The organism is Thermoleptolyngbya sp. PKUAC-SCTB121 (assembly GCF_016919485.1).
Lineage (GTDB): Bacteria > Cyanobacteriota > Cyanobacteriia > Elainellales > Elainellaceae > Thermoleptolyngbya > Thermoleptolyngbya sichuanensis.
The window spans coordinates 1,870,852-1,895,849 of record NZ_CP070366.1 but is presented as its reverse complement, the minus strand read 5'-3'; the positions used below and the strand labels follow the sequence as shown (position 1 = coordinate 1,895,849).

The 24,998-nt window shown below is 56.2% G+C and carries 18 protein-coding genes and 1 other RNA gene; 10 read left to right on the top strand and 9 right to left on the bottom strand.

Annotated elements, in window-relative coordinates; translation table 11 throughout:
* Positions 1-2: 2 nt before the first annotated feature.
* From JTM80_RS07940 to xseA, 3 genes are all read right to left on the bottom strand, one after another.
* Positions 3-977, bottom strand: a complete 975-nt coding sequence (locus JTM80_RS07940) for a transposase (protein ID WP_205371237.1) — start codon at positions 975-977, stop codon at positions 3-5.
* Positions 978-1,005: 28 nt separating this feature from the next.
* Positions 1,006-2,238 (bottom strand): hypothetical protein, encoded by a 1,233-nt coding sequence (locus JTM80_RS07935; protein WP_205370926.1) that lies wholly within the window; start codon positions 2,236-2,238, stop codon positions 1,006-1,008.
* 119 nt (positions 2,239-2,357) lie between these two features.
* Entirely contained in the window at positions 2,358-3,578 is a 1,221-nt protein-coding gene (gene xseA, locus JTM80_RS07930) for an exodeoxyribonuclease VII large subunit (RefSeq protein WP_225906794.1), read from the bottom strand.
* A gap of 597 nt (positions 3,579-4,175) precedes the next feature.
* On the opposite strand from xseA, the gene recA reads away from it, so the two are divergent.
* Together recA and JTM80_RS07920 are read left to right on the top strand one after the other, a co-directional pair.
* Complete coding sequence (recA, locus tag JTM80_RS07925) at positions 4,176-5,288, top strand: recombinase RecA (protein ID WP_172358577.1); 1,113 nt, start codon at positions 4,176-4,178, stop codon at positions 5,286-5,288.
* Positions 5,289-5,292: 4 nt separating this feature from the next.
* Positions 5,293-7,161, top strand: a complete 1,869-nt coding sequence (locus JTM80_RS07920) for an FAD-dependent oxidoreductase (protein ID WP_172359121.1) — start codon at positions 5,293-5,295, stop codon at positions 7,159-7,161.
* Positions 7,162-7,807: 646 nt separating this feature from the next.
* Here the strand turns inward: JTM80_RS07920 and JTM80_RS07915 are convergent.
* Complete coding sequence (locus JTM80_RS07915; RefSeq protein WP_172358578.1) at positions 7,808-8,032, bottom strand: hypothetical protein; 225 nt, start codon at positions 8,030-8,032, stop codon at positions 7,808-7,810.
* 156 nt (positions 8,033-8,188) lie between these two features.
* On the opposite strand from JTM80_RS07915, the gene hetR reads away from it, so the two are divergent.
* Entirely contained in the window at positions 8,189-9,097 is a 909-nt protein-coding gene (hetR, locus tag JTM80_RS07910) for a heterocyst differentiation master regulator HetR (protein WP_172358579.1), read from the top strand.
* A 37-nt stretch (positions 9,098-9,134) separates the two neighbouring features.
* Here hetR and JTM80_RS07905 read toward each other — a convergent pair whose 3' ends face one another.
* Both JTM80_RS07905 and JTM80_RS07900 read right to left on the bottom strand, forming a co-directional pair.
* A complete protein-coding gene (locus JTM80_RS07905; RefSeq protein WP_172358580.1) occupies positions 9,135-9,578 on the bottom strand; it encodes an Rrf2 family transcriptional regulator in 444 nt (147 codons plus the stop codon).
* Between the two features lie 32 nt (positions 9,579-9,610).
* Positions 9,611-10,228 (bottom strand): TMEM165/GDT1 family protein, encoded by a 618-nt coding sequence (locus tag JTM80_RS07900; protein ID WP_205371312.1) that lies wholly within the window; start codon positions 10,226-10,228, stop codon positions 9,611-9,613.
* 477 nt (positions 10,229-10,705) lie between these two features.
* Here JTM80_RS07900 and JTM80_RS07895 point away from each other — a divergent pair, with 477 nt between their 5' ends.
* On the top strand, positions 10,706-12,019 hold the full coding sequence (locus tag JTM80_RS07895) for an NF041680 family putative transposase (RefSeq protein ID WP_205369514.1): 1,314 nt from the start codon (positions 10,706-10,708) through the stop codon (positions 12,017-12,019).
* A gap of 259 nt (positions 12,020-12,278) precedes the next feature.
* Complete coding sequence (locus tag JTM80_RS07890) at positions 12,279-12,788, top strand: hypothetical protein (RefSeq protein WP_205370925.1); 510 nt, start codon at positions 12,279-12,281, stop codon at positions 12,786-12,788.
* 315 nt (positions 12,789-13,103) lie between these two features.
* On the opposite strand, the gene rnpB is transcribed toward JTM80_RS07890, so the two are convergent.
* Positions 13,104-13,584, bottom strand: an RNA gene (gene rnpB, locus JTM80_RS07885) — RNase P RNA component class A.
* 47 nt (positions 13,585-13,631) lie between these two features.
* Between rnpB and JTM80_RS07880 the strand changes: the two genes are divergently transcribed.
* Together JTM80_RS07880 and JTM80_RS07875 are read left to right on the top strand one after the other, a co-directional pair.
* Positions 13,632-13,961 carry a DUF3593 domain-containing protein gene (locus JTM80_RS07880; protein ID WP_205370924.1) on the top strand — a complete coding sequence of 110 codons (330 nt, stop codon included), beginning with the start codon at positions 13,632-13,634 and terminating at the stop codon, positions 13,959-13,961.
* A gap of 393 nt (positions 13,962-14,354) precedes the next feature.
* Positions 14,355-16,346 carry a serine/threonine-protein kinase gene (locus JTM80_RS07875; RefSeq protein WP_205370923.1) on the top strand — a complete coding sequence of 664 codons (1,992 nt, stop codon included), beginning with the start codon at positions 14,355-14,357 and terminating at the stop codon, positions 16,344-16,346.
* 75 nt (positions 16,347-16,421) lie between these two features.
* Here the strand turns inward: JTM80_RS07875 and JTM80_RS07870 are convergent, their stop codons facing one another.
* Positions 16,422-18,014 (bottom strand): BamA/TamA family outer membrane protein, encoded by a 1,593-nt coding sequence (locus JTM80_RS07870; RefSeq protein WP_172358584.1) that lies wholly within the window; start codon positions 18,012-18,014, stop codon positions 16,422-16,424.
* Between the two features lie 413 nt (positions 18,015-18,427).
* Entirely contained in the window at positions 18,428-20,347 is a 1,920-nt protein-coding gene (gene sir, locus JTM80_RS07865; protein ID WP_205370922.1) for a sulfite reductase, ferredoxin dependent, read from the bottom strand.
* Positions 20,348-21,214: 867 nt separating this feature from the next.
* On the opposite strand from sir, the gene JTM80_RS07860 reads away from it, so the two are divergent.
* The 3 genes from JTM80_RS07860 (at position 21,215) to JTM80_RS07850 (ending at position 24,997) form a co-directional block, all read left to right on the top strand.
* Positions 21,215-22,513, top strand: a complete 1,299-nt coding sequence (locus JTM80_RS07860; RefSeq protein ID WP_172358586.1) for a glycosyltransferase family 1 protein — start codon at positions 21,215-21,217, stop codon at positions 22,511-22,513.
* A 621-nt stretch (positions 22,514-23,134) separates the two neighbouring features.
* Positions 23,135-23,431: a hypothetical protein gene (locus JTM80_RS07855; protein ID WP_225906793.1), complete on the top strand. Its 297-nt coding sequence runs from the start codon at positions 23,135-23,137 to the stop codon at positions 23,429-23,431.
* 411 nt (positions 23,432-23,842) lie between these two features.
* Entirely contained in the window at positions 23,843-24,997 is a 1,155-nt protein-coding gene (locus tag JTM80_RS07850) for an alanine--glyoxylate aminotransferase family protein (protein ID WP_172358587.1), read from the top strand.
* Position 24,998 lies beyond the last annotated feature (1 nt).

Here is a 24,998-nt window from a genome sequence, read left to right as displayed (position 1 = left end):
CCCTACGAAGCTCCTACGAGTGTCTCTGGCAGCAGATCGTAGCTCCAATGGACAATCGAACAACGACGACTCAATTCAAGTTGCAAATAGCGCAACTTATCTAGTAATTGATGACCATAAAACTCTGGAATTTCTATCAATTGCAGAATCAGATAGGCAATCAACACCATGTAGATTTGAATGGTGACTCCATTGACACTCTTAGAGATTAGTTTATCTAGCTTCAAGTGCATCTTTAGAAACTTCCACAGCACTTCTATCTGCCACCGATGGCGATAGACTTCACTAATCTCTTCATTCGTCATCAGTTCTACATTGGTCGCCAGCCGAAACTCCGTTTGGCTCTCTAAGTCACAAAACCAAACCACTCGATATCGCTCATGCTCAAACTCGGTCTTCATCGTGTTCTTAAGGCGGACAACAAAGCGAGTCTGATCCTGGCTTAATTGGTCAAGGAAATCCCAACTGGCAAAGCCTCTATCCATGACGCCGATGGCATCTTCAGGAATCATTCCTGTCACTCTGTCAGCAAATTTTGCGTCATGTCCTTGACCAAAATGAATCAGGCATTCACTGGGATTACCTTGCGTTAAGTTGACTCCATTAAGCAATTTGACTTGATGATAGCCTTGCATCCAGAACAACTTGCTTGTCAATGTGATGACCGTTGAATCAATGGGAAACAGCATCTGTGCTGTCGCTGGATTTTTTTGTTTTAGCTGTCTTATGAGCTCAGCGTAGATGCGACAAAAGTGTTCATCCTGTCGAGTCTTGCAGGCTTTAGAAAAGGTGGAAATATCAACCTTGATTCCTGCTTTGTTGAGACGATAAAACAGGCTTCTCATGCTCGTTAAACCCTGGTCTAAAACGAAGGTCAACCAGATTTCAAAGAATAAGCGAGAGTTCAAAACAGGATAGTTATGTGGGCACAACTGCTTGAGTATCGGTTTGACAAGCGCAGGAAATGACACTAGCATCTTAAACATTGTTTTTGTTTGCTGGGGGCTAGAATACAATATTCTGCCCCCATTTTTTGTATGTTGAGCTATCTTTCAACACTTCTGCATCCAGAGTTCCACCCCACTTAGGCTGTCGAGATGACAAAGGCTCATAATCAGTAGAAATCAGGCGTGATTCATGCGCGATTGAAAACTCCAGGTAGCTGAGTTGATTAGCAATAAAATATAAATCTCTTTCTAATTCTTGTTCAGTGAACATTTTCCCTTTACGAAGTGGAAAAATCAAGTATCGGGGATGATAGACACCTCTGCCAATTTGGGCATGCCGCAGTGTCAAGAAGTCTCCTTCTAATACACCCCCGCTTACTTCTTTTGCAAAGGGATCGTCCGACCCAAGACAGGTTTTGACTAGGGGATACAAGCTATCCGATTTCTTAGCTGCTAACTCTTCTGGGCAGGAGGGTGGATTCACATATTGAGCAAAGTAAAAAACAGGGGATATTGCTTTTCGGTCTTTTGCAAATTCTGGCTGTGCTATGCCCAAGCCGCAGAAAGATCTGATCTTGGCAAAGACTCTTTCCAACTTGTCCCACATCACGTCTTGCAGCAAGAAGCTTGCCTCATCCACAGACAAATTGGGAACGGCAGCGGGTTGAGATTGCAGATCATTGGACGGTGGCGGGGCCCAATAGCCACCTGTCGGGTAGCTGCTCCACAAAGCCAATATCGGGTTGTAGATTATGCAACTTTGGCTGTCAGCGAATTCAACTAATGAAAGTGACCAGAAGATAGAGCAAGAAGACCAATCGATAGAACTTAGGATTTGCTCAATGTCGAGACAAAGTTGTTCCCCGCGAAGTGTTTCATCTAAGTGTTTTTTTAGGGCTGCCAAAAAGTTTTGGGGATAAAGCGGCGCAAAAAACATGCACTGGCGTTTGTTAAAAGCGTCTAGAAACCGAGACTCGGACGACGCAGTTTGAAGTTGAACAGCGTGATCTTCAAACTCTCTTTGAATTTCATCGTTCCACTGCTGAGCCGCCTGAGGATCCAGCCAATTCCAAGATTTGCCCTCCCCAGATACGCCCAAGCTTGCCGCTGGTATGTCTAAGAACACTTGAATCAGTTTGTGAACTGCTCGTGCGTGGTCGGTTGCATCCCTGTCATTCGTGCGCCAGTAGAGGGGGTAGCTGGTCAAGAGCGCAACTCGAGTAAACCCTTCTGATGGAGATAATCCTTCTGATGGAGATAATGAGGATTCCTCCGCTTCCTGAGTATTCATGTATCGACCTCTCCTAGCCCTTGCTAGTTGAGTATTAATATTGATACTCCTATTGTCGCTCCAAATTTTGGGGCAAGAGGCAGGCATTTATTATTCTTTGCATAGGTACATATTGTGGTTTATGGGATGCTTTTCACTTCGGCAACCAGTTCGCCCTGAGCCAAGGTAATGGTCAACCTGTCGCCGGGGCGGAGAGTTCCAGCAGAGCGGGCGATCGCCCCATCTTCCTGGCGCACCACCGCATAGCCCCGCCGGAGAACAAGGTCCGGGTCGAGGGTTTGCAGGGTTTGGCGCAGGTAAAGCGTATGCTGCTGGGCCTGCTGGAGCCGCTGCTGGGTGCTGCGGATGAGCCGCTGGCGCAGGGACGCAACGACCTGGATGCGCTGATGCACCTGGCGATCGAGCCGCAGTCGGGAAAGGCGATCGCGCAGTCGTGCAACATGCCGCTGCTCCTGCTCAACCCGCTCGGCGGCAACGCGGTAGAGCGCCAAACACCGCTGCTGATGCTCTTCCACCAGATCATCCAAAATGGGAACCACCGCCTCAGCTGCCGCCGTTGGCGTGTGGGCGCACAGGTCGGCCGCCAAGTCAGCCAGCGACTCATCCCGCTGATGCCCAATGCCCGTGATTACCGGAATAGAACATTCCGCCACAGCCCGCACCACGCGCTCGTCATTGAAACAGTCCAAATCTTCCGCTGCGCCGCCGCCCCGCGACAGGATCAGCACGTCTGCCCGCCCGTCCTGCTCAACCCGACGAATCGCCTGAGCAATCGACGAGGGAGCCAGTTCTCCCTGCACCATCGCAGGCGACAGCAACACCCGCAGCCCCGAATAGCGATGAGATAGGGTGCGCTGGATATCGCCCCAAGCAGCGGCTTGCGGCGAAGTAACCACAGCCACCACGCGGGGATGGGGCGGAAGCGGGCGCTTGCGGTCTGGGTCAAACAGTCCCTCCGCCTCCAGCCGATTCCGCAGTTGCCGATGACGGAGCGATCGCAGCCCTTCACCCGCAGGCAGCACCTGCCAGATCGTCAGTTGATAGCTGCCCCGCGCTGGATACACCTTGATTTGCCCCAGCACAATCACCTGTTCTCCCCGAACGGGCATCACCGCCAGCCGATCAAGCTGACTATTCCACACCACCGCGTTGATGGCCGCCTGCTCATCCGGGTCTTGCAGCGTCAAAAATAAGCCGCTGCGGTGAGGATTCACGCTCGATACTTCGCCCGTCACCCACACCTGCTGAAGCTGCTCATCGTCTTCCAGTAAGGACTGGATGTAGTGGGTCAGCCCCCCTACCGACAGGGCTGTATTGGGATAGCGCAGAGAAGAAGACACAATGAGGCTTGGGGGCTAAGGTTCAAAACTGGGCACACTTGGGTCTAAACGCTGACTCAGCAATAAACTTCACGATCAGCGACGATCAGCGACTTGGCCGACTAGCAGGGACAAAGTTCTTGTACTAGAATAGTACAGACGTATCTGAATCTTCAAGATTAGCGCATTGGATGCATCCCACTTTTGTAGCCCTCACCCTGAATCCTTCTCCCGCTTTGGGAGAAGGGGCGGGGGAATGAGGGCAAACTTGCAGAACTAGGATGCGCCCAGCGCATTACGCTTCTAAAGCGTCCTCAGAGGGCGATCGCAAATTGAACCACAATAAATCGAAAAATCGAATCACAATCAATCAAGAAATCAAATTGAGACAGGATCAGATTTAGACTCAAAAGTGGCGTTTCCGAATCCAACGAGAGATTTAAACTAAAAGTTCATTAGATTCATCGCTGAGATTGATTCATTCATCTCTGGCTTTGGAACAAGGTGCCCCCTTTACAGACTACTTGGCCTTCTAGGCTGTTTGCTTTCATAAACAATTCACTCCTCTTGCTCACTCCTACCGCATCTGTACCCCTCCTGCATCTAGAAGAGGCCCTAATGGCTAAGGCGACTGACAATAGCAAAGTATCGGAACCCAAAGAATCCAAAGAAAGCGCCGAAAAGCGGAAAGCGCTGGACATGGTGATGTCCCAAATCGACCGCAACTTTGGCAAAGGCACGATTATGCGACTGGGGGATGCCAGCCGCATGAAGGTGGAAACCATTCCCACGGGCGCGTTGACGCTCGATCTGGCGCTGGGCGGCGGGCTGCCCAAGGGACGGGTGATTGAAATTTACGGGCCAGAGAGTTCTGGGAAAACCACGCTGGCGCTCCATGCGATCGCCGAAGTGCAGAAATCTGGCGGCACGGCTGCCTTTGTAGATGCCGAACACGCGCTTGATCCGACCTATTCAGCAAACCTGGGCGTAGATATCGACAATCTGCTGGTATCCCAGCCCGACACAGGTGAGGCGGCGCTCGAAATTGTGGATCAACTAGTGCGCTCCACCGCCATCGATTTGGTCGTGGTGGACTCGGTGGCGGCGCTGGTGCCCCGCGCGGAAATCGAGGGCGAAATGGGCGATACTCATGTCGGCTTGCAGGCGCGGCTGATGAGTCAGGCGCTTCGCAAAATTACGGGGAACATTGGCAAAACAGGCTGTAGCGTCATTTTCTTGAACCAGCTCCGGCAAAAAATCGGCATCTCCTACGGCAACCCCGAAACCACCACGGGCGGCAACGCGCTGAAGTTCTACGCCTCAGTGCGACTGGACATTCGCCGGATTCAAACGCTGAAAAAAGGAACCGAAGAATACGGCATCCGCGCCAAGGTCAAGGTCGCCAAAAACAAGGTCGCGCCGCCGTTTCGCGTAGCGGAGTTTGACGTGATTTTTGGGCAGGGCATTTCCACCTACGGCTGTTTGATGGATCTGGCGGAGGAGACTGGCGTGGTGACTCGCAAAGGGGCGTGGTACAGCTACAACGGCGAGAATATTAGCCAGGGCCGCGACAACGCCATCAAATACATGGAGGAAAATCCCGACTTTGCCAAAGAGGTGGATCAGCTCGTGCGGCAAAAGCTGGAGATGGGTGCGGTCGTGTCTGCGAACTCGGTTGCGCCGCCGGATGCGGACGATGAAGACTATGACGAGCTAGAAGACGAGGAATAGCAGTCTGGATAGTCTGACCACAGATGTTTTAGTCGTTGGCGGTGGCACAGGCGGCACAGCAGCAGCGATCCAGGCGGCGCGGCGCGGTGCGTCAGTGGTGCTGGTGAGTGAGTTCTCTTGGCTGGGGGGAATGCTCACGAGTGCGGGCGTTAGCGCTCCCGATGGCAATGAACTGCGATCGCTCCAGACTGGACTCTGGGGCGCATTTTTGAGATCGCTCTCGGCGCGTCAGCCCGGTGGACTGGATCACGCCTGGGTCAGCTTCTTTACCTATGATCCAGGCGTTGGGGCGGCCATTTTTGCCGAGTGGGTGCAGGCGCTCCCCAATCTGCGCTGGATCACAGGGCAAACGCCGCTGGCAGTGCTTCGCGAGGGCGATCGCATTGCGGGCGTGCGCTTTCAGGCGTTCACTATCCACGCGCAGATTACCCTCGACGGCACGGAACTCGGCGACTTGCTGGCGCTGGGCGACGTGCCTCACCGCTGGGGCTGGGAGTTTCAGCCAGCGTGGAACGAGCCGAGCGCTCCGGTTCAGCCGACCCCGATGACGGAGCAATATCCTGTGCAAGCACCCACCTGGGTCGTAGTGCTGCAAGATTTTGGCGAAGCGGAGGCTCCCGAAATTCCGCCCCCACCAGACTATGACCCGACCTGTTTTGAGGGCGCGTGGGATGGCTATGGGCCGGAGAAATTTCTCAACTATGGGCGACTGCCGGGCGATCGCTTCATGATCAACTGGCCCCATCACGGCAATGACTATGGGCACAACTTGAACCGCTTGGTGCAGTCTGCGGAGACGCGGCGCGAGTTTACTCAGGCAGCCCGCAACCACGCCCAAGGCTTTGCCCGCTTTATCCAGACCGAACTGGGGCGACGCTATGGGCTGGCAAGCAAGACTTTTCCGGCAGCTCCGCGCAGCATGGGCAGCAGTGCCTTTGCGCTGCATCCCTACTACCGCGAGAGTCGGCGGCTCCGGGGGCGATCGCTCGTCACGGAGCCAGAGATTCTGCCGCTGCCAGGGGGACAGGTGGCCGCGCTGCCCGTGAATGCGCAGGGCGAACCAGCGGCGATCGCCCTCGGCAACTATCCCAACGATCACCACTATCCCGGCTACGAGTTTCCGCTGCATCCGAAGTCGCTGCGCTGGGGCGGTCGCTGGACAGGGACGCTGTTTTCCCTGCCCTACGATTGCCTGGTGCCAGAAACGGTTGAAGGGTTTTTGGTGTGCGAGAAGAATATCTCCGTATCGCACATTGCCAATGGCGCAACCCGGCTACAGCCCGTCGTTCTGGGGCTGGGACAGGCAGCGGGCATGGCGGCCGCGCTGTGCATCGAGCGAGGCTGCTCCCCCCACAACCTGCCCGTGCGCGAGTTGCAAGAGGCGCTGCTGACCGATCCTACGGCGCCGGCTGCCGTGGTGCCGCTGTTTAACCTGCCGCCAGATCATCCCGACTGGCTGCACTGGCAGCGCCATTACCTGGATCATCCCGACCAGTATCCGGCCGATGGCAATGTGCCAGGGCGATCGCCCGTGGTGGGTGCAGAACCGCGATCGCCCCAGTCCAGTTTGCCCGACTCGTCCGCCGTGCGGGGGCTAATTCATCCTGTCGCGCCGCAGTCCTACACACTGATGCTCACGGAAGGGGCGATCGCCTGCCTGCGGCCGGCCCAAGCCCCACGCGGCACTCCCTCCGCTGCCGTGTCGTTAACATTAGTGACACTAGATGCAGATATAGACGCGCAGCTTCGGCAACTCCAGACACCACAGTGGGCAAGTCTTTCGGGGAAAGTGAATTGCTCAGGCGGCTGGTTTCTAGCAGAAAACGTAACTCTTTTAACGAGTTTTCCTGATCAGTTTGAGGAGTCTCCGTAACAGAGAGTAGAAACCTTTACACGGATGCTCTCATGCTGACTGCCAACTTATTAACCCTGTTTGTTGCGCTGCCAGCGCTCGTTAGCACTCTGGCTGATGCAAATCTAACCTCGACTTCCTTCTCTCGGTCGGTTTATGGCCAAGTGGCAACGAGCACTACGCCCCCTGCTGGCGATCAGTTCCACCGAGGCAGCGGACGTTGCACGACGACTTGCTCCTGATCAGCCCTGCCTTGCTTGCCGCTAGAACCTTGAGAAGCCTCACCTGCTCATGCAACCGTTTAAGCAACCGAATCGCCCGAAAACGAAATCCTGAACACTGAATTGCCCGAAAACTAAATATCTGAATATAGCGATATCGCATCACTCCCTGCCAACCTCTAGCGCACCAGCCTCTAACCAGCGCCCCAGCCAATTTCCGGACGGCTCGTGGCGAAAATTCCGCCAAAACTCGGCAAATATCCGGCAAATATCCGGCAAATGCCCGGTGAATCGCTCAGGAAACGCCTGGTATAACAAAACCAGGTTTGTTCGCCCAAACGCAGTTTGTCAAATCAGTAGTTTGTCAAATCAGCAGAAATCATTCTCCTGTACAAAACATTCCGATTAGCAACCGTCTATAAGCCCTGAAACTACGGTTTCCAAGTTTACGAAGCGAAAGTTCGCCGATTTGCCCCAAAATTTTGACCCAGGCTCAGCCGGGATTGGGCGATCGCCCGACCGTTTGACCAGACCGTTTGAAAGGAGATCTGCCACCTGTCTGATTCCATCTGTCTGATTTCACCTGTCTGATTGACGAATCGGCTGTTCGCAGGGGAACCTGTGGAGCGGCGATCGCCACCCGTTTGCAAGATTGCCTGCACGACTTGCAAACCTTGCAGCCTCCAGCCTTAGACCCGCTAAAGCTCTGTTCAGAATTTGGCGATATGGTTTAAGCTAGGGGTATTTTCGGAAGGATTGTACGTTGCCAATCGTACAGTCTGCAATCATTCTGATACCCACTTATTGCAACGGCTCTTCCTAACAAGATGACTACTGATTTGGATCTGATCAAGCGCCTGAGTCCGAGTGCGATGGATCAGATCATGCTCTACCTGGCATTTAGCGCAATGCGGACGGGCGGACATCGCCACGGTGCATTTCTAGACGCAGCGGCCACCGCCGCCAAGTGCGCGATTTATATGACCTACTTAGAGCAGGATCAAAACCTGCGGATGACGGGGCATTTGCACCACATCGAACCCAAGCGGGTGAAGGTTATTGTCGAAGAGGTGCGTCAGGCCCTCACCGAAGGCAAGCTGCTGAAGATGCTGGGTTCTCAGGAGCCGCGCTACTTGATCCAGTTGCCCTACGTGTGGATGGAGCAGTTTCCCTGGCAGCCAGGGCGATCGCGCATTGCGGGCAGCAGCCTGACGATGGAAGAAAAGCGCCAGATCGAAGAGAAACTGCCGCCCAACCTGCCCGACGCGCAGTTGATCAACTCGTTCCAGTTCATGGACATCATCGAGTTTCTGCACGAGCGATCGCAGGAAGACCTGCCCGAAGACCGCCGCCTGCCTATGAGCGAAGCGCTGTCTGAGCATATCAAGCGCCGCCTGCTCTACTCCGGTACGGTGACGCGGGTAGATTCGCCGTGGGGAATGCCGTTCTACGCGCTCACTCGCGCCTTCTATTCGCCGGCCGACCGCGAAGAGCGCACCTACATCATGGTGGAAGACACTGCCCGCTACTTCCGCCTGATGCGCGACTGGGCCGAGTATCAGCCCCGCGTATTGCGAGTGTTGGAAGAGTTGGACATTCCTGAAGACCGCATTGAAGACGCGCTAACCGATCTGGATCAGGTGCTACGGGAATGGGGCGATCGCTACCACAGAGAGGGCGGTGTCCCCTTCGTCGTGCAAATGGCCGTCGGCCCCAAGGACGAAGAGGAATCGTAAGGTTTTCCAACGGTTTTTGGCGGTTTTTCAGCAGTTTTTAGACGATAAAGTGGGGCGTTTCCCCCTGTGTCGCTTGGCGGCTCTTGGCATCGAAATACAGGTCTTCGAGGGAGATGCTGTGCAGGGCATCGCGCAGTTTGTCGTGCAGGCGATGCCACAGCGTCAGCGTCACCCAGTCTTCGGCCTGGTCTGCGTCGGGGCTATGGCGCGGCAGCGGATCGACCTGTTCGCCGACGGCTTCCAGAATTTGCCCCAGCGAAATTTGGGCGGGCGGCCGCGCCAGTTGATAGCCGCCCTGTACACCGCGCACAGATTTCACCAATCCCGCCTGACGCAGCTCGATTAGCAGCTTTTCCAAATAGGGCGCGGGAAGCTGTTGCCGAGTGGCGATCGCCCGCACCGAGGCCGGCCCGCCGCCAGGTTGCAGGGCCAGATCCAGCAAGGCTTTGACGCTGTAGTGTCCGCGAGTGGTGAGCTTCATGCAGAAATCGGGGATTCAGAGCGGGGCAGGGGCTACACGCCGTTTGCCGTGGCGGTCGCCGCGAAGACCAGAAACAGCGCACCACCGAGCAGAGTCAGCGTTTTTTCCGACAGGCGACCTGCGATCAGCCTGCCCCCAATGACGGCGATCGCCGCGCAGATGGCGTGCCCCAAAATTGCGCCTACCGATACTCCGATGGGATTTTTGGCTGCCGCCAGACCGATGGTGGCAATTTGCGTGCGATCGCCCCATTCTGCCAAAAATGTCAGCCCAAAGGCCTGCAAAACCACTGCCAGATTGGTCGGCCGCTTGATGAGCACCTGTTCCGACTGCGTGATGGTTTCCATCGCCTCTTCGCAGGCCTCGGCGCAGGGTTCGTCGGCCATGCGCCAGCCCTTGAGCAAAAGCTGGCTGCCAAACGCCAGGAACAGTGCAATTTCAGCGTAATGCACAACAGTAGGGGAAAACAGCGACACCACGCGCCCCATCATCACCGAAATCAGCGTCATCGCCGCCAGCGCACTCACTACGCCAATGAAAACGAGCGATCGCCGATGTCGCGTTGCCAAGATCACGCCAATGAAAAACGTCTTGTCGCCCAGTTCTGAAACCGTAATCAGCAGCAGCCCTGCCACAAACGCTTCAAACAAACTGGGCTGATATAGCTGATGTAAAAAACCCGCTCCGCTCATGTTCTTGTCTCTCCTCAGGATCAGCAGCAAAACCTGAGTGGACTCGATGAGAGGCAGCGCACTCCACCAAGCCCACTCAACGTGTGGACTTAGTGAAGGTCTCACTGAATGCTTGGCAGGCGCTTTCCGCAAATGCCAGGTGCATCACCTGAACCAGGGTCATCCCCAGTGTGTTGATTCAGGTTCCCGGAACGCGCCGGGTAGCTACTCCCCTTCAATCAATTAGCATTATTGCATGGTTTACCAAAAATCCGATGTAGCGCCGAAAATCCTCAAAAAATCTGGGCAGATGCTACGTTGCTCAGAATGGAGGGCCGCCGTTGAATCGCCTGCTTCAGCCTGAAACTTTAGTTTGGACTAATGGTGAAGAGGAAGGCAGTCAATGAGAAGCACCGACTGCCGTAAGGTCAATGAAGTACAACCAACATTGACCCCATGATTTTCAACGAACTTCAGCAATTTCGCCAAACGTTGTATGCCAGCTTGGGAAACGCCAGAGATGCCCTGTTTGATCTGATGGATGCCGTGTTAGTGAGTGCGTGCATCGTGTCGTTTGTGAGGCTATCGCAGAGTCCTGTCTTTCGTCGCCAGTGGTCGAGCCCCTATGAAGCGTTGCGCGATAGCCGCCTACCCCGATCAAAGGTGCTGAAGCTGTTGGTGCAGCAGATACCGACTCAGCAGCAACCGTTGTTGGCAGGTGATGCGAGTCGGTGGAACCGTCCTGCTGCCAGGCGTTTGAAAGACCGCACCTTATCAGGCAGAACAGGACATGCCCCGATAGCCGGACAAAACTACAGTACCTTAGCCTGGATTGCTGAAGACAGGGGCAGTTGGGCATTACCATTGCGGCATGAGCGCATCACCAGCTTTGAAACACCCGCCAGTAAAGCGGCATTCCAACTCAAACAAGTGACTCGGCAGTTAGCGGTGCGTCCGTTGGCGATCTACGACCGAGGGTACGGCAATGCCAGTTTTGTCAACCAAACGGCAGGGATTGAGGCAGACTTGCTGCTGCGGGTTACATCCAATCGATGTGTCTATGGCGCGCCCCCAGCGTATCGAGGGCGAGGCGCACCTGCCAAGCATGGACATAAGATGAAACTCAATGACCCTGACACTTGGAGTGTCCCGGTCGAAACCGTTGAAGTCGATGATCCCAACTGGGGACGAGTGCGGGTCAGTCGTTGGAGTGCATACCATTTCCGCAAATCCCCCAAACGGGCAATGGAAGTGTTGCGCGTGGAGGTGCTGGAGACACAGAGCAGCACGCGACGCTTGGCTCCTTTGTGGTTAGTTTGGCTGGGTGAGCAGATGCCTCCGTTAGAAACCCTGTGGTTGCACTACCTCCGTCGCTTTGCCATTGAACACTGGTATCGCTTTGCCAAGCAGAGGCTATATTGGACACATCCCCAGTTCAGTTCTGTATCGGCAACCGAACAGTGGAGCAGCCTGATGCCGTTGCTCAGTTGGCAGTTGTGGTTAGCGCGAAAGGACTGTACTGACCACCCCTTGCCCTGGCAGGCACCGCAAGAAACGTTGACTCCGGGTCGGGTCGCACAAGCGTTTGCAGGCATTTTGGCAGCGATTGGCACCCCTGCTCCTGCGCCTAAACCTCGTGGTAAATCGCCAGGACGAGGCAAGGGGCACAAGCCAACTCCTCGTCCCTGCTATCCGATGGTCAAAAAACGAGCCTCGAAACGCAAGACATCCGAACAATCCCTGAACAGTCCGGTTGCAACAGCAGCTTAACTGCGAGCAGGATTGTATCCAATTCCTTAAGTTCAACTGTTATGAACGGTTGAGCAGATTCTTTATGGCATCCTGTTGAGCATTATTGTGATGCCAGTTAGTCCAAACTAAAGCTGAAACGCTGAGTTCACAAACTTCAGCAAAACCCAGCAGAAGCTAGCAGAAACTAGCAGAATTAAATTTTTAATCAGGACTTCAAAACTCTATGAAATTGAGCATGACCTCGACCCAGAGCCGGAACGCAAACCCAAGCTTGAACATGACCTTAAACACGACCTTGAACCAAACCTTGAAATTAATGCTGGGAAGCGCGATCGCCCTCGTTGGAGCGATTGGGCTGCCGCTGGATGCCCCGGCCCAGGCCCAGACGGCAACGTCCCTCGCACCAAAGGCGATTCCCGTAGGCAGCGCTTCGCGAATTGCCCAAATCAGCGAAGAGCGGGTCGGCCGCGTCAACCCGGCGCGTCCCATTCGGATTGAAATCATCAACGGCGGTCGGGCTACCATTGCCGCCGCCCTGACGCAGCCCGCCTCCGCCGAGCGACAAATCGCCCCCAACAGCCAGACCGCCTTTGGCACCACGACAACCAGCTTTCTGCCGCTGCCGATTAATCTGCTGGTCTATCCGCTGGGCACAAACATCGGGCTGAGCGTAGACGTGCTGGTGGAAGGTAACGTGATTCAGGTGATTGTCAGCGAACAGCTTTCGGACGATTCGGGCACCATTAACCTGTCGGTTGACGAAAACGGCACCGTGCTGCTGATTTAAGTCTGAGCCAATGACCGTGCAGCGATTGCGACGGTGAGTGTGTCGCGAGTGTCTGTCGCGGCTGAAGCGACGATTTAGGGGGCGATCGCTCTTCTAGTGGTCTGCAAGACCTGGCAAACTGCGGGTCTTCCTGCGAGTCTTCCTGCGAGTCTGGCAGTCAAACGGGCGATCGCCCCCACAATTTAGATAGAAGTTACGCAGGTGAATCAGATAGGACTTACGCAGTTGAAGGATTTTTTTGCGGCGCATCTCACGAGAAACCCTTCGAAGTCCAGAAAACTGACCGCAAGTGTGTAAGCCCTGTTAGAGAAAATGGGAGGGAAGAGGCGGACATAAGCCGGGTTCTGTTCTCGCACTGGCAAGCCAGCCGAGGGCAGTTATCTATCTGGGATGTCTGTCGCCAGACACCTCTAGCGGATTGGCAGATGCAGCATATACTGCACCTCGGAGCCGGTAAAAGACCAACCGTTGCTCCTTCGACCTTGCTCCCGACCGGGGTTTACCGAGCCAGCGCCTCTCGACGCTGCTGGTGCGCTCTTACCGCACCTTTGCACCCTTACCCAGGGTTGGGATCTTGATTTTAGATTTTGGATTTAGGACTTAGGACTGCCTCCAAAATCGCCAATCGCCAATCTCAAATCGCCTGGGCGGTATGTTTCTGTGGCACTATCCTCACGCTCACGCGCACTTGGCGTTACCAAGCAGGTCTGGTCTTTCGGGAGCCCGGACTTTCCTCAGATGCCACCAGAGCCGCAACTGCAACTCCTCAACATCCGCAACCGCCGTCGCCTCCTCTTCCCGATCTCCAGTCTAGTTTGCAAAACTCCCACCCTGCTCTCTGCAATGTTTTCCAAAGAAACCCTCTTTGCCCTCTCTCTCTTTCCCTACCTCGGCTTTTTGTGGTTTTTGACGAAGGCAGGCAATACGCCCCGACTGGCGCTGGTGGGGTTTTATATGACGCTGGTGTTTGTGGCGGTGACGATTCCGGCGGGGATTTATGCGGAGCGGGTGGTGGGTGAGTCGCTGGCTAATGTGGACTGGCTACACGGCAGCGCAGAGGCATTTTTGACCCTGGCGAATGTGCTGGTGGTGTTGGGCTTTCGACAGGGCATTGTGCAGCGGCGATCGCCCGATCCGGGGCAAGATTCCTCAGCCCACGTCCCGAAATCCTAACCAAATTTTTCCGTTCGGCGGGCTTGGGGTTAGCATTAGCGAAGGGTGTTGCTTTGAAGCGTGAACGGAGCGCGATCGCCAGACTGCTTTTTGCCGCCGCACTAAACCAAACGGAACCAAACTATCTATCTTGAGCAGGAAGGCGCGGGTATTGCTGCCCATGCCTAAGCTCTATGTCTAAAGGCTATGTCTAAAGGCTTTATGTCTAAAAGCTTTAATGTCTAAAGCATCTAAAGCTGTTTGACGAGCTTTTTGACGGTGGGGTTTCCAGCCAGCAATACCAGCCGGGTCAGGGAATCGAGGAAATCTCTGGAGGCAGCGGAGTCGTTGTCTTGTTCGCTCCGTTCCGATCCGGGGGACAATGAACCATACGAGCCTCAGTGCGCTACCACCATGACTTGTTGCCTAAATCCCAAGTGTAAAAGCCCCCAGAACCCTGACGATGCAAAGGTGTGTCAGAGTTGTGGAGCCACGCTAACGCCACTCCTGCGGGGACGATATCGACCCCAGCACCCCATCGGACAGGGTGGATTTGGGCGCACCTATCTGGCACTGGATGAGGATCGATTGGGGACGCGCTGCGTGGTGAAGCAGTTTTCGCCGCAGGTGCAGGGCACAAAGTCGCTGGAAAAGGCGGTGCGGCTGTTCAACCAGGAGGCGGTGCGGCTGGATGAACTGGGCGAGCATCCACAAATTCCCACGCTGCTGGCCTATTTTGAGCAGGACAGCTACCTCTATCTGGTGCAGCAGTTTGTCGAGGGACAAAGCCTACTCCAGGAAATGAGGCAGACCGGGGCGTTTGGAGAGCGCCAGATTCGAGAGGTGCTGGCGGATATTCTGCCGGTGCTGCGGTTTGTGCATCAGCGCCAGGTGATCCACCGTGACATTACGCCGACCAATATCCTGCGGCGACAGGGCGATCGCCGTCTGGTGCTAATCGACTTCGGCGTAGCCAAGCAGCTTGGCGATGCGCCCGTCGCCACGGGAACCCGAATCGGCACAGAGGGCTATGCGCCGATCGAGCAGTTTCGCAGCGGTCGCGCCTACCCCGCCAGCGACCTCTACAGCCTAGGGGCGACCTGTATTCATCTGATGACGCAGGTGCGGCCAGATAATCTCTATGACCCGCTGGAGGGCCGCTGGACCTGGCGAGAATATCTAGCAGAAAAGGGCACGCTGGTCAGCGATCAACTGGCGCACATGCTCAACCAAATGCTGAAGGATCTGGTGTCGGAGCGCTACCAGTCGGCCGATGAGGTGATGCGCGATTTGAATGCTGACTATTTCCTGCCGACGAGCCGACCGGGGCGATCGCCCGCTCCTCAGCCCTCTGCCGAGCCCTCTGCCGCTCCATCACCCCGTGCAGCAGCTTCACCCCAGGCCGCCGCCCCTCAGCGAGCCGCATCTCCGGTCGCCTCGCCTGCCCGCCCGTCCAACCCACCCACCTCTGCGCCGCCCACCTCGCGCCCGCCGCTGGTGCGCCCAACGGTGCCGCAAATCTCTGGCTGGCGCTGTATTCATACTCTGGTAGGGCATGGCTCCTGGGTCACGAGCGTGGCAGTGGACGAAGCGGGGTCGGTCGTGGTCAGCGGCAGCCTAGACGACACGGTAAAGGTGTGGAACCTAACCCAGGGCAACCTGCTGTTTAACCTGGCGGGCCATAGCCGCGATGTCAACGCCGTAGCCGTCAGCCCCGACGGGCGCACCTTGCTGAGCGCGGGCGATGACTGTTTGATTAAAGCCTGGTATTTGCCCACGGGTGCGCCCCTGCGAAACTTATCCGGCCACAGCCGCGATGTGAATGCCCTGGCCATTAGCCCCGATGGGCAGCTGCTAATCAGCGGCGGCGAAGACCGGACGATTCGCCTGTGGAGCCTGGCCAATGGCGCGGTGGTCAAGGTGCTGCCGGGGGTGTTGAGCATGATCAAGGCGATCGCCATCGGTCGCGATGGGCGCACCTTTGCCAGCGGCGGGCTAGACAACAAGGTGCGGATCTGGAGCCTGCAAACGGGCGAACAGCTTCGCCTGCTCTCAGGCCACGTCAGCGCGGTGAATGCCCTCGCCTTCCATCCCGACAGCCTGACGCTGGCCAGCGGCAGCCGCGACAAGAGCGTCAAGATCTGGAATCTGCAAACCAGCGAACTGCTGCACAACCTCACCGACCACACCCGCGAGGTGAATGCCCTGGCGTTCAGTCCCGACGGCAAGATTCTCTTTAGCGGCAGCAGCGATGCCACGATCAAGCTGTGGGACGTGGCCAGCGGGCGGCTGATCGATACCCTGGTGGGGCATGGCGATAGCGTGAATGCGATCGCCCTCAGCGGCAATGGTCGCTATCTCGCCAGCGGCAGTTCAGACAATACGGTGCGGGTGTGGCAGCATTGAGGGAAGAGGGAAGAAGGAAGAAGGAAGAACGAAACTTCTTCGTTCTTTCTTTTTCCTCTCTTCTCCCGTCATGGGCTAGAAGCGATCGCCAAAGGTGGCAATCAGCCTGCTCTCGCCCGTGTCGGTAAAGCCAAACTCTAGCCGACCAAAGCCCAGCGGCGTGCGGGCTTGCAACCCTGCCCCAAAGCCAAAACCCTCGCCGGGTTTGTCGCGGGCGATGGCGGGTTCGCCGATCACGTCATCGGCCGTGCCCAGGTCATTGGCGTAGTCGATGAACAGGATGCCGCGCAGGTCGATATCGCGGTTAAACAGGTTCAACCGGGCAACCGGAAAGCGATATTCCGCAGTGGCTTGGATAAAGCTGCTGCTGGTGCTGATGCCGCCGCCCGAAAAGCCCCGCACCGAGTTGTTGCCGCCCAGGTTAAAGCCAATATAGGGCGGCACATCGCCCAGGGTTGTGCCCGCCTGCACGTTTAACACCAGCGTCCGAGGCCCCCGATCAAAGCCGAACAGGTTCAATGGCAGGTAGTGGGTATAGGAGCCAGTGAACCGGGTAAAGGCATCGTCCGTGTCGATTAGAAAGCCCTGGCTTGCCCCAAACCGCAGCAGAGAGCCTTCAGTAGAATAGGCTCCATCGTTGCGGCGATCGACCGCTGCCACAAAGTCCACGCTGACTAGATCGTCAATCCCATTATTTTCTACGGTGAAGCGATTGCCGTCTTCGTCTCTGGGGAAAATATTGTCTGAAAAGAAATCGTCGCGCACCGACACTCGCTGATAGGTCACGCCTAGCGCCGACTCGATTTCATTGCCAATGGAAAAGGTATATTCCACGCCGCCGCCCAGTCGGTGAATCCAGGGCGTATCGCCTGTGGGCAGGTCTACGTCGCGATCGCCCCCTTTGAACGCGCCCAAGTGCGATCGCTGGCTAAACACATTCGCGCCAAAGTTGCCAAACACCGCGCCCAGGTCGGCTCCCAGCGCCGTAGTGCCGCCCACCACCGCCAGGTGAATGTAGCTGTCTGCGCTGAGGGGTTGTCGCAGGCTGGCCACCGCTGACAGCCCCGTGCTTTGGATCGTCGTCCGCACCACGCGCCGTCGCAGGGGACTTTGCAGCGCCGTGGGATCGGGCAGATCACTTGCAAGCTGAAAGCGGAGCACATTGCCCTGCTCAAAGTCGTATAGGGCGGGAATTTGGGCGATCGCCTCCGAATCTAGCGCGGTCAGAGAGGATTGCTGCTGAGCGGGCACAAGGACGGGCGCTTCACCCCCATCCGGTGCATTTTGGGGGGAAAACGTCGGCTCGACCTCCAGCGTCTCTTCGACCCACAAATCCTCAGCGCGGGTCGAAGCGTCTGGCGTGGGCGCGACGACGGTTTCTGGCTCCGGCGCAGACGGCTGAACACCAGACAGACCCCGCCCCTGGCTGCGCGTCGCCTCTGCTTCAAGCTGCTCCAGCGATTCGGGCAGTTGCCTTGCCTGGGCCAGCAGTGCAAGTCCTGCAACATCGGCTCCGTCCTGCTGGAGATGAAGCGTATCCTGATGAGTTTTTAAGAGTTCTGGAGTTGCCTGGACAGACAGCGCAGACATCAACACCACGCTGATCGTTCCTGCGATCTTTGTCAGCACGCTCAGCGACATCACAGGCAAATGGTAGAGCCGTTGCATGGACTTTATCTCCTCACATAAAATTTATGAATCCTGCGCCGCCTTTTGTCCTTGGTAAGCCGTCAGTAACAGTAAACCGTCAGTAAACCGTCAGTAAATCGTCAGCAAACCGTCAGCAAACCGTCAGTGAACTGTCCTCAGTCACCAAGCAGGATAGCGGGTAGACGGACTCGCTGAAATCGCAATCAACGGTGCTGACCTCATCAAGAAATACATCATCAAGAAATACATCGTAAGCCGACGCAAAGCAGAGCCGCAGCCTCTAGCTTACGCCCGTCTGGACGAATCGCTGCTCGATGGAAGGCTGTAGAGCTTGGGTCATGGCAACTGTCCCAAAGATTCGGTCTAACTTGCCCAGAGTGCTTGCCCAGAGTGCTTGGCCAGAGCGCTTGGCCAGAGCGCTTGACCTGCGGCTAGCGGCCAAACTGCTTCAGGTATTCCTCTAGCGCCTGGGTAGTGATGTCGGTCATGGAGAGGCCCTTGTCAGTGGCGATCGCCTTCAGCTTTTCATACACCTCATCGCGGATGCCGATGCGGTAGCGGGCCTTGCCGGGGCGGGCGGGTTTGGCGACCTGGCCAGGCTTGTATTTGGCTGCAAACTGGCGCAAAGCCTCCAGACCAACGCGGTGGGCAAAATCCCCAAAGCTCTCGTTGGCGTTGCGCTTTTGTTTGAAAAAGACGAACAGCGGCTCTAGCGTTTTTTCCAGATCTTGAATCGGCATCTTGTCCATGTAGACCAGTCCAAGACGAGTCTGGTGCGGATCGGCTCCCAGCCAAAGCTGATAGGCATCGGGCGCTTGGCCAACGAAGCCAATTTCCGCCAGGTAGGGGCGAGCGCAGCCATTGGGGCAGCCCGTCATCCGCACGACGAAATGCTCATCGGGCAGGCCCACGCGATCCAGCAGGGCGCGAATCCGCTCCAGCACGGTGGGCAGGGCGCGTTCAGATTCGGCGATCGCCAGCCCGCAGGTGGGCAACGCCGGACAGGCCATGGAATAGCGCACCAGCGTATCGATGTCGGTTTCTGCCTGGATGCCGCAGCGGGTCAGGATGGCTTGAATTTTTGGGCGATCGCCCGGTGCGATGTCGTGCAGCAGAATGTTCTGATGCGGGGTCAGGCGCATGGGCAGCGCGAAGGTTTGCTCAATCTCGCGCAGAGCAGTTTTAAGCTGAAACGCGCCCTCATCCTTGACGCGGCCATTTTCCACCGAAATACCCAAAAACAGTTTGCCATCGCCCTGCTCATGCCAGCCCAGAAAATCCTTATACTCAAACGGCGGCAGGGGCCTCAGCGGTTGCAGCGGCTTGCCCAGATAGCTCTCCACCATGCTGCGAAACTTATCCACGCCCCAGTCGTGAATCAGATACTTCATACGGGCATGGCGGCGCTCAGCGCGATCGCCATAGTCCCGCTGCGTCGCCACGATCGCCTTCACCGCATCGTAAATATCGGCTTTATCGACATAGCCAATCGGGTCAGCCACCCGCGCAAAGGTTTCCTCCTTGTTGTGCGTCCGCCCTAGCCCGCCGCCCGCGTAAATGTTGAAGCCCTCCAGATTACCCTGGTCGTCAGTAATCACCACCAGCCCCAGATCTTGGGAAAACAGATCAACTGAGTTGTCGCCAGGAACGGTCACGCAGGCCTTGAACTTGCGGGGCATGTACTGCGTACCGTAGATCGGCTCTTCGTGGTCGTGAAAGATGGTGCGGTTGCCGTTGCGCTGGCGGGCCGCCACCACGTCGGGATGCTCCTCAGCAGAAATTACCTTTTCGCCATCCAGCCAAATTTCATAATAGGCTCCCGTCTGCGGCGTGAGCAGGTCAGCGATGTTGTTTGCATACTCCCACGCCAGCGCATATTCGGGGCGATCCTTGAACGGGGCGGGTGGGGCCATAACGTTGCGATTCAGATCGCCGCAAGCCCCAAGCGTAGACCCCAGATTGCGGACGATAGTGGCCATCACCGTTTTCAGGTTCTTTTTGAGGATGCCGTGAATCTGGAAGCCTTGCCGCGTTGTCGCCCGCAGCGTGTGGTTGCCATATTGCTCCGAGAGCGTGTCCAGCGCCAGATAAAGCTGGGCAGGAATCATGCCGCCGGGGCTGCGCGTCCGCAGCATAAACTGATAGTCTTTCTCCTGGCCTTTGACCCGGTTGTCGCGGTTGTCTTGCTGATAGGAGCCGTGAAACTTGAGGATCTGCACCGCATCTTCGGTGAAGTGGGTGGTGTCTTGCCGCAGCTCGGTGGCGACGGGTTCCCTCAGCCCGTGGCTGCGCTCTTTGATGCCTTCGACCTTGGAAACTTTGGGAGCGGCGGGTGTGGAAGTAGGAGACATAGACTGGCTGGAGAATGGCGGGTAAATAAGGATCGGCGCGATCGCCAAGGAATTTCGACGCACAGTTGAGAGCTTAACGCTAGATGAGATGCCCTCGGCGAATATTTCCGGTATCCCGATAGGAATTAAGCCCTATTAGTATCTTAAGTCTTATCATCTCATCTCCCACATTTCCAGGCAGAAAAGCAGGGAAAGTCTTCAGAGTCTTTTGTTCAGACTACAGTTCAGATCACAGTTTTGTAGCGTTTTGTAGCCAAGCTTACAATTTACAAGCTGCTTTTCTGAGCAGTCAAAAGCCTTACCACGACTAGACCCTAGCGTGAAGATTTGGCAGCGTACAACGTTGACGAAACAATTTGAAATGAGATATCTTCTCAGTTAAATGATAAGCCAGCCTAATTTAGTGCTTCCAAGATCATTAGTGATTTAGAAAGCACTGGAGCCTAGACAAACAAAAGTTCAGCAAGTCTGCGGTAGCTTTTGAATCTTGTATCAGCTAAGTGGCTGAGTCTGGATTGAGAGCTGACCTAAAGGGGATTTCTACCCTCACGACTTCCGAGCCGATAACGGTTTGTGTGGGCAGTGTCTTAAAACCTTCTAGGTCGTTGATTGCCCTGAGTCGATCCCCCTTGAATCCCCCTGATCTTGCTCAAGGGGGGCTAAAGGGGGGATCAAAAGGTTTTAAAGCACGCCCTAAGTGACGGAGCGGCTGGCTTGGTTGGTGTGTCCTGATTCTCGTCGGTGTTCATCGCTAGTACGTATCGATTGCTGAGATGTGCTGGCCCGCGATCGCTGAGGGAATCTTTTACTTCTAAGAGAGCACCTCTGGTTCGCGAGCTGGCAGGCGTTAACCATGAGGTGAAAAGCATGTTTCTGAAGCAGAAGCATCGTGTTGCTCTGATTTCGGTGGACGGAGATCCGGCGGCTGAGATTGGACAGGAAGAGGCAGGCGGGCAAAATGTCTACGTGCGCCAGGTTGGTGAAACACTGGCCGCGCAGGGTTGGCAGGTAGATATGTTTACGCGCCGCAGCGACCCAGAGCAGCCGATGATCGTGGAACACCAGCCCCATTGCCGGACGATTCGGCTGGTGGCTGGCCCGGCAGAGTTTATGAGCCGCGATGTGCTGTTCGACTATTTGCCGGAGTTTGTTGAGCAGTTTCTCGCCTTTCAAACGCAGGAAGGGGTTGAGTATTCGCTCGTTCACACCCACTACTGGCTCTCGTCGTGGGTGGGGATGCGGCTAAAGCGTCAGATGCCGTCGCTGGTGCAGGTGCATACCTACCACTCGCTGGGCGCAGTGAAGTATCGCACACTGGGCGATTTGCCGCCGATTGGCGCGAAACGCCTGATGGTCGAAAAAGACTGCCTGGAAACGGTGGATTCGGTGGTGGCGACCAGTCCCCAAGAGCGAGAACACATGCGATCGCTCGTCTCCACCCAGGGGCGCATCGACATGATTCCCTGCGGCACGGACATTAGCCGCTTTGGCCAAGTCACCCGCGCCGAAGCCCGCCAGCAGCTCGGCTTTGCTCCCGAAGATAAGATCGTGCTGTATGTGGGGCGATTTGACCCGCGCAAGGGCATCGAAACGCTGGTTCGGGCTGTAGGAGAGTCTGATTTGCGGCATCTGCCCAATCTGAAGCTGGTGATTGGCGGCGGCAGTCGCCCCGGCAAAAGTGATGGACTGGAGCGCGATCGCATTGAAGGCATTGTGCAAGCGCTGGGGTTGACCGCCATAACCCAATTCCCCGGCCGCCTGGGTGACACCAACTTGCATCTCTATTACGCGGCGGCGGATGTGTGCGTGGTGCCCAGCCACTATGAACCCTTTGGCCTGGTGCCCATTGAGGCAATGGCCAGCCATACGCCTGTAGTGGCCAGCAATGTGGGTGGGCTGCAATATACCGTTGTCCCCGAAGTCACAGGGCTGCTGGTGCCGCCCAAAGATGCTGAGGCCTTTGCCAGGGCGATCGCCCGCATCCTCAAAAACCCTGCTTGGCGAGACAAGCTGGGCCATGCGGGTCGCCAGCGCGTAGAACTCGGCTTTAGCTGGGACAGCGTTGCATCGCGCCTGGGGCAACTCTATCTGCAACTCATCGCCAGTGTGGCGGCTGAGGTCGTCCCGATAGAGATGGAGGAAGACGCTCAGGAAGTAGCGGCATAGCGCTGGCATCCCGCCGAATTTGCGCCTCCACAAGACGCTCTCTCGACAGCCTATTGCAGCACCGGGAGAGCGTCTTGTTAGGGAAGCTTGCATGGGAAGCTCGTTTGGGAAACTCTAGCTGGGATAACTCTGGTTGGGGAAGCTTATTTAGGTAACTCTGGTTGGGGAAACTCTGGCGTTGACGAAGGGCGATCGCCCTCCATGCCCCCGCTGCCAGCCCCGTCCCGCCCCAATCCAAAATCCAACAGGACTGACGCACTCGCGATCATCTCTTTGGGTTTTGGACAATTTCTCGCGGGCGCAGCCCGCGAGAAATTGTCTAACTGCGTAAGTCCTATCTAAAATTCTCTTGCGTCAGTGAAACGCATCCAGTACAATCGTCCATCAAGCTGCTCGTTGGTTCCCTTCGACGCAGCCCACTTTCCCCCCGAAATTTTGGTCGTTTAGTCATCTACGGCATTGGCAGGTGTTAGCAGCACCCACCAACGCCTGACCCCTCGACAGTCACCGCCTGTCTCAGGGCTGCGTCCATTGTAGGCCGCCCTGTCCCAGCGCTTCACGTCCGTGGGCGGCCAACATTTCGGGGTTTCCTACCCCCTCGTTTCCTGGAGGAAACCCCAAATGCTGACAATTCAATACACCTGGTCGTCCCCAATCTCGGAGGCGACCCAGTTTTCGCTGCCCCCGCTCACCTGCGAATTGCCCCACCGTCGCCGCCTGCGCCACTGCATCATTGGCCTGCCTGAAGACGCGCAGATGGCGATTGACCGTCTGCACCTGCTCCGCTATGCCGAACGCTTCGAGTGGACGCACGCCCTAGACTTCCCGCCCCACGGCATCGTCCTCGACGGTCGCCCCGGTGAAGTGCTGCGCTACCTCCATCGTGAAATCCGCAGCAACCCTAGCGCAAACGAGTAAGAACAGATAAGGGCGATTTTGGGTTTTGGGTTTTGGATTTTGGCGGCTTAGAGCTAATTTGTAAAGGAGCCTGAAAGCCTTGTTAATCAAGGATTTCCGAGAAACCGCTTTTCCTGGGCAAGCATGACCTCAAAGCCACACATGCCAAGAGTTTCAGGCTTCTTAAGATTTGCTTCATAAATTAGCTCTTAGTCTGTCAATCCAAAATCCAAAATTCTCAGTCCCAAATTCCTCGATTCCCAATCCAAAATCTAACGAATCTAACGTGCAGAAGGCCCAACCTTGGGTCTTTCCATCCCAACGCCTGCGCTCTCCAGAATGTGGCATTCTGATAGATACTCCAAAAATGCCCCAAAATATTAGATCGACGCAAAATCTAAATTCCCCTGAGTTCAGAGGCAGGACAGAGCAATGGACAATAAGCTGATGTTGATGATTCCCGGCCCGACACCTGTGCCGGAGTCGGTGCTGTTGGCGCTGGCAAAGCACCCGATTGGCCACCGCAGCGGCGAGTTTGGCACGATCATGGCGGAGGTGACTGCGGGGCTAAAGTGGCTGCACCAGACCGAGAACGACGTGCTGATCCTGACGGCCAGCGGCACGGGCGCAATGGAAGCGGGGATCATTAACTTTTTGAGTCCGGGCGATCGCGTGTTGGTGGGCACAAACGGCAAATTTGGCGATCGCTGGGCCCAGCTTGCGGAGGGCTTTGGGCTAAACGTGGAGCGCGTCACCGCCGAATGGGGCAAAGCACTAGACCCCGAAGACTTTCGCACCCGCCTAGAAGCCGACACTGCCAAAGACATCAAGGCTGTCATCGTCACCCACAGCGAAACCTCGACGGGCGTGCTGAACGACCTGGAAACCATCAATCGGCACGTCAAGGCCCACGGGGCGCTGATTATCGTAGATGCTGTCACCAGCCTGGGCGCAACCAACGTGCCCATCGACGAATGGGGGCTGGATGTGGTTGCGTCGGGTTCCCAAAAGGGCTTCATGCTGCCGCCAGGATTGGGCTTTGTTGCGGTTGGCCCCAAAGCCTGGGAAGCCTACGCCACGGCCAAGATTCCCCGCTTTTACCTTGATCTGGGCAAATATCGCAAAGACGCGGCAAAAAACACCACGCCCTTCACGCCACCTGTGAATATGTTCTTTGCGCTGCAAGTGGCGCTGAAAATGATGCAGGCAGAGGGGTTGGAAAATATCTTTGCGCGACACCATCGCCAGATGAACGCCACCCGCGCTGCCATGAAAGCCTTGGGGCTGCCGTTGTTTGCCGCCGATGGCACGTCCAGCCCTGCGATTACTGCCGTGGCTCCGGTGGGCGTAGAGTCCGAGAAAATTCGCTCGGTAATGAAGAAGAAATTCGACATTGCGCTGGCTGGCGGACAGGACGACCTGAAGGGCAAGATTTTCCGCGTGGGGCACTTGGGCTTTGTGTGCGATCGCGACATTTTGACGGCCGTGGGTGCGCTAGAAGCCACGCTGATTGAGTTGGGGTACGACGGCGTAACCCCCGGCGCAGGCGTGGCCGCAGCCGCTAAGATCCTAAATGAAACGGCTTAGG

Coding starts and splice junctions, on each gene's coding strand:
- JTM80_RS07940 (WP_205371237.1), bottom strand. CDS start 977: ATGCTAGTGTCATTTCCTGCGCTTGTCAAACCGATACTCAAGCAGTTG.
- JTM80_RS07935 (WP_205370926.1), bottom strand. CDS start 2,238: ATGAATACTCAGGAAGCGGAGGAATCCTCATTATCTCCATCAGAAGGA.
- recA (WP_172358577.1), top strand. CDS start 4,176: ATGGCTAAGGCGACTGACAATAGCAAAGTATCGGAACCCAAAGAATCC.
- hetR (WP_172358579.1), top strand. CDS start 8,189: ATGACTACTGATTTGGATCTGATCAAGCGCCTGAGTCCGAGTGCGATG.
- JTM80_RS07905 (WP_172358580.1), bottom strand. CDS start 9,578: ATGAAGCTCACCACTCGCGGACACTACAGCGTCAAAGCCTTGCTGGAT.
- JTM80_RS07895 (WP_205369514.1), top strand. CDS start 10,706: ATGATTTTCAACGAACTTCAGCAATTTCGCCAAACGTTGTATGCCAGC.
- JTM80_RS07890 (WP_205370925.1), top strand. CDS start 12,279: ATGACCTTAAACACGACCTTGAACCAAACCTTGAAATTAATGCTGGGA.
- JTM80_RS07880 (WP_205370924.1), top strand. CDS start 13,632: ATGTTTTCCAAAGAAACCCTCTTTGCCCTCTCTCTCTTTCCCTACCTC.
- JTM80_RS07875 (WP_205370923.1), top strand. CDS start 14,355: ATGACTTGTTGCCTAAATCCCAAGTGTAAAAGCCCCCAGAACCCTGAC.
- JTM80_RS07870 (WP_172358584.1), bottom strand. CDS start 18,014: ATGCAACGGCTCTACCATTTGCCTGTGATGTCGCTGAGCGTGCTGACA.
- sir (WP_205370922.1), bottom strand. CDS start 20,347: ATGTCTCCTACTTCCACACCCGCCGCTCCCAAAGTTTCCAAGGTCGAA.
- JTM80_RS07860 (WP_172358586.1), top strand. CDS start 21,215: ATGTTTCTGAAGCAGAAGCATCGTGTTGCTCTGATTTCGGTGGACGGA.
- JTM80_RS07855 (WP_225906793.1), top strand. CDS start 23,135: ATGCTGACAATTCAATACACCTGGTCGTCCCCAATCTCGGAGGCGACC.
- JTM80_RS07850 (WP_172358587.1), top strand. CDS start 23,843: ATGGACAATAAGCTGATGTTGATGATTCCCGGCCCGACACCTGTGCCG.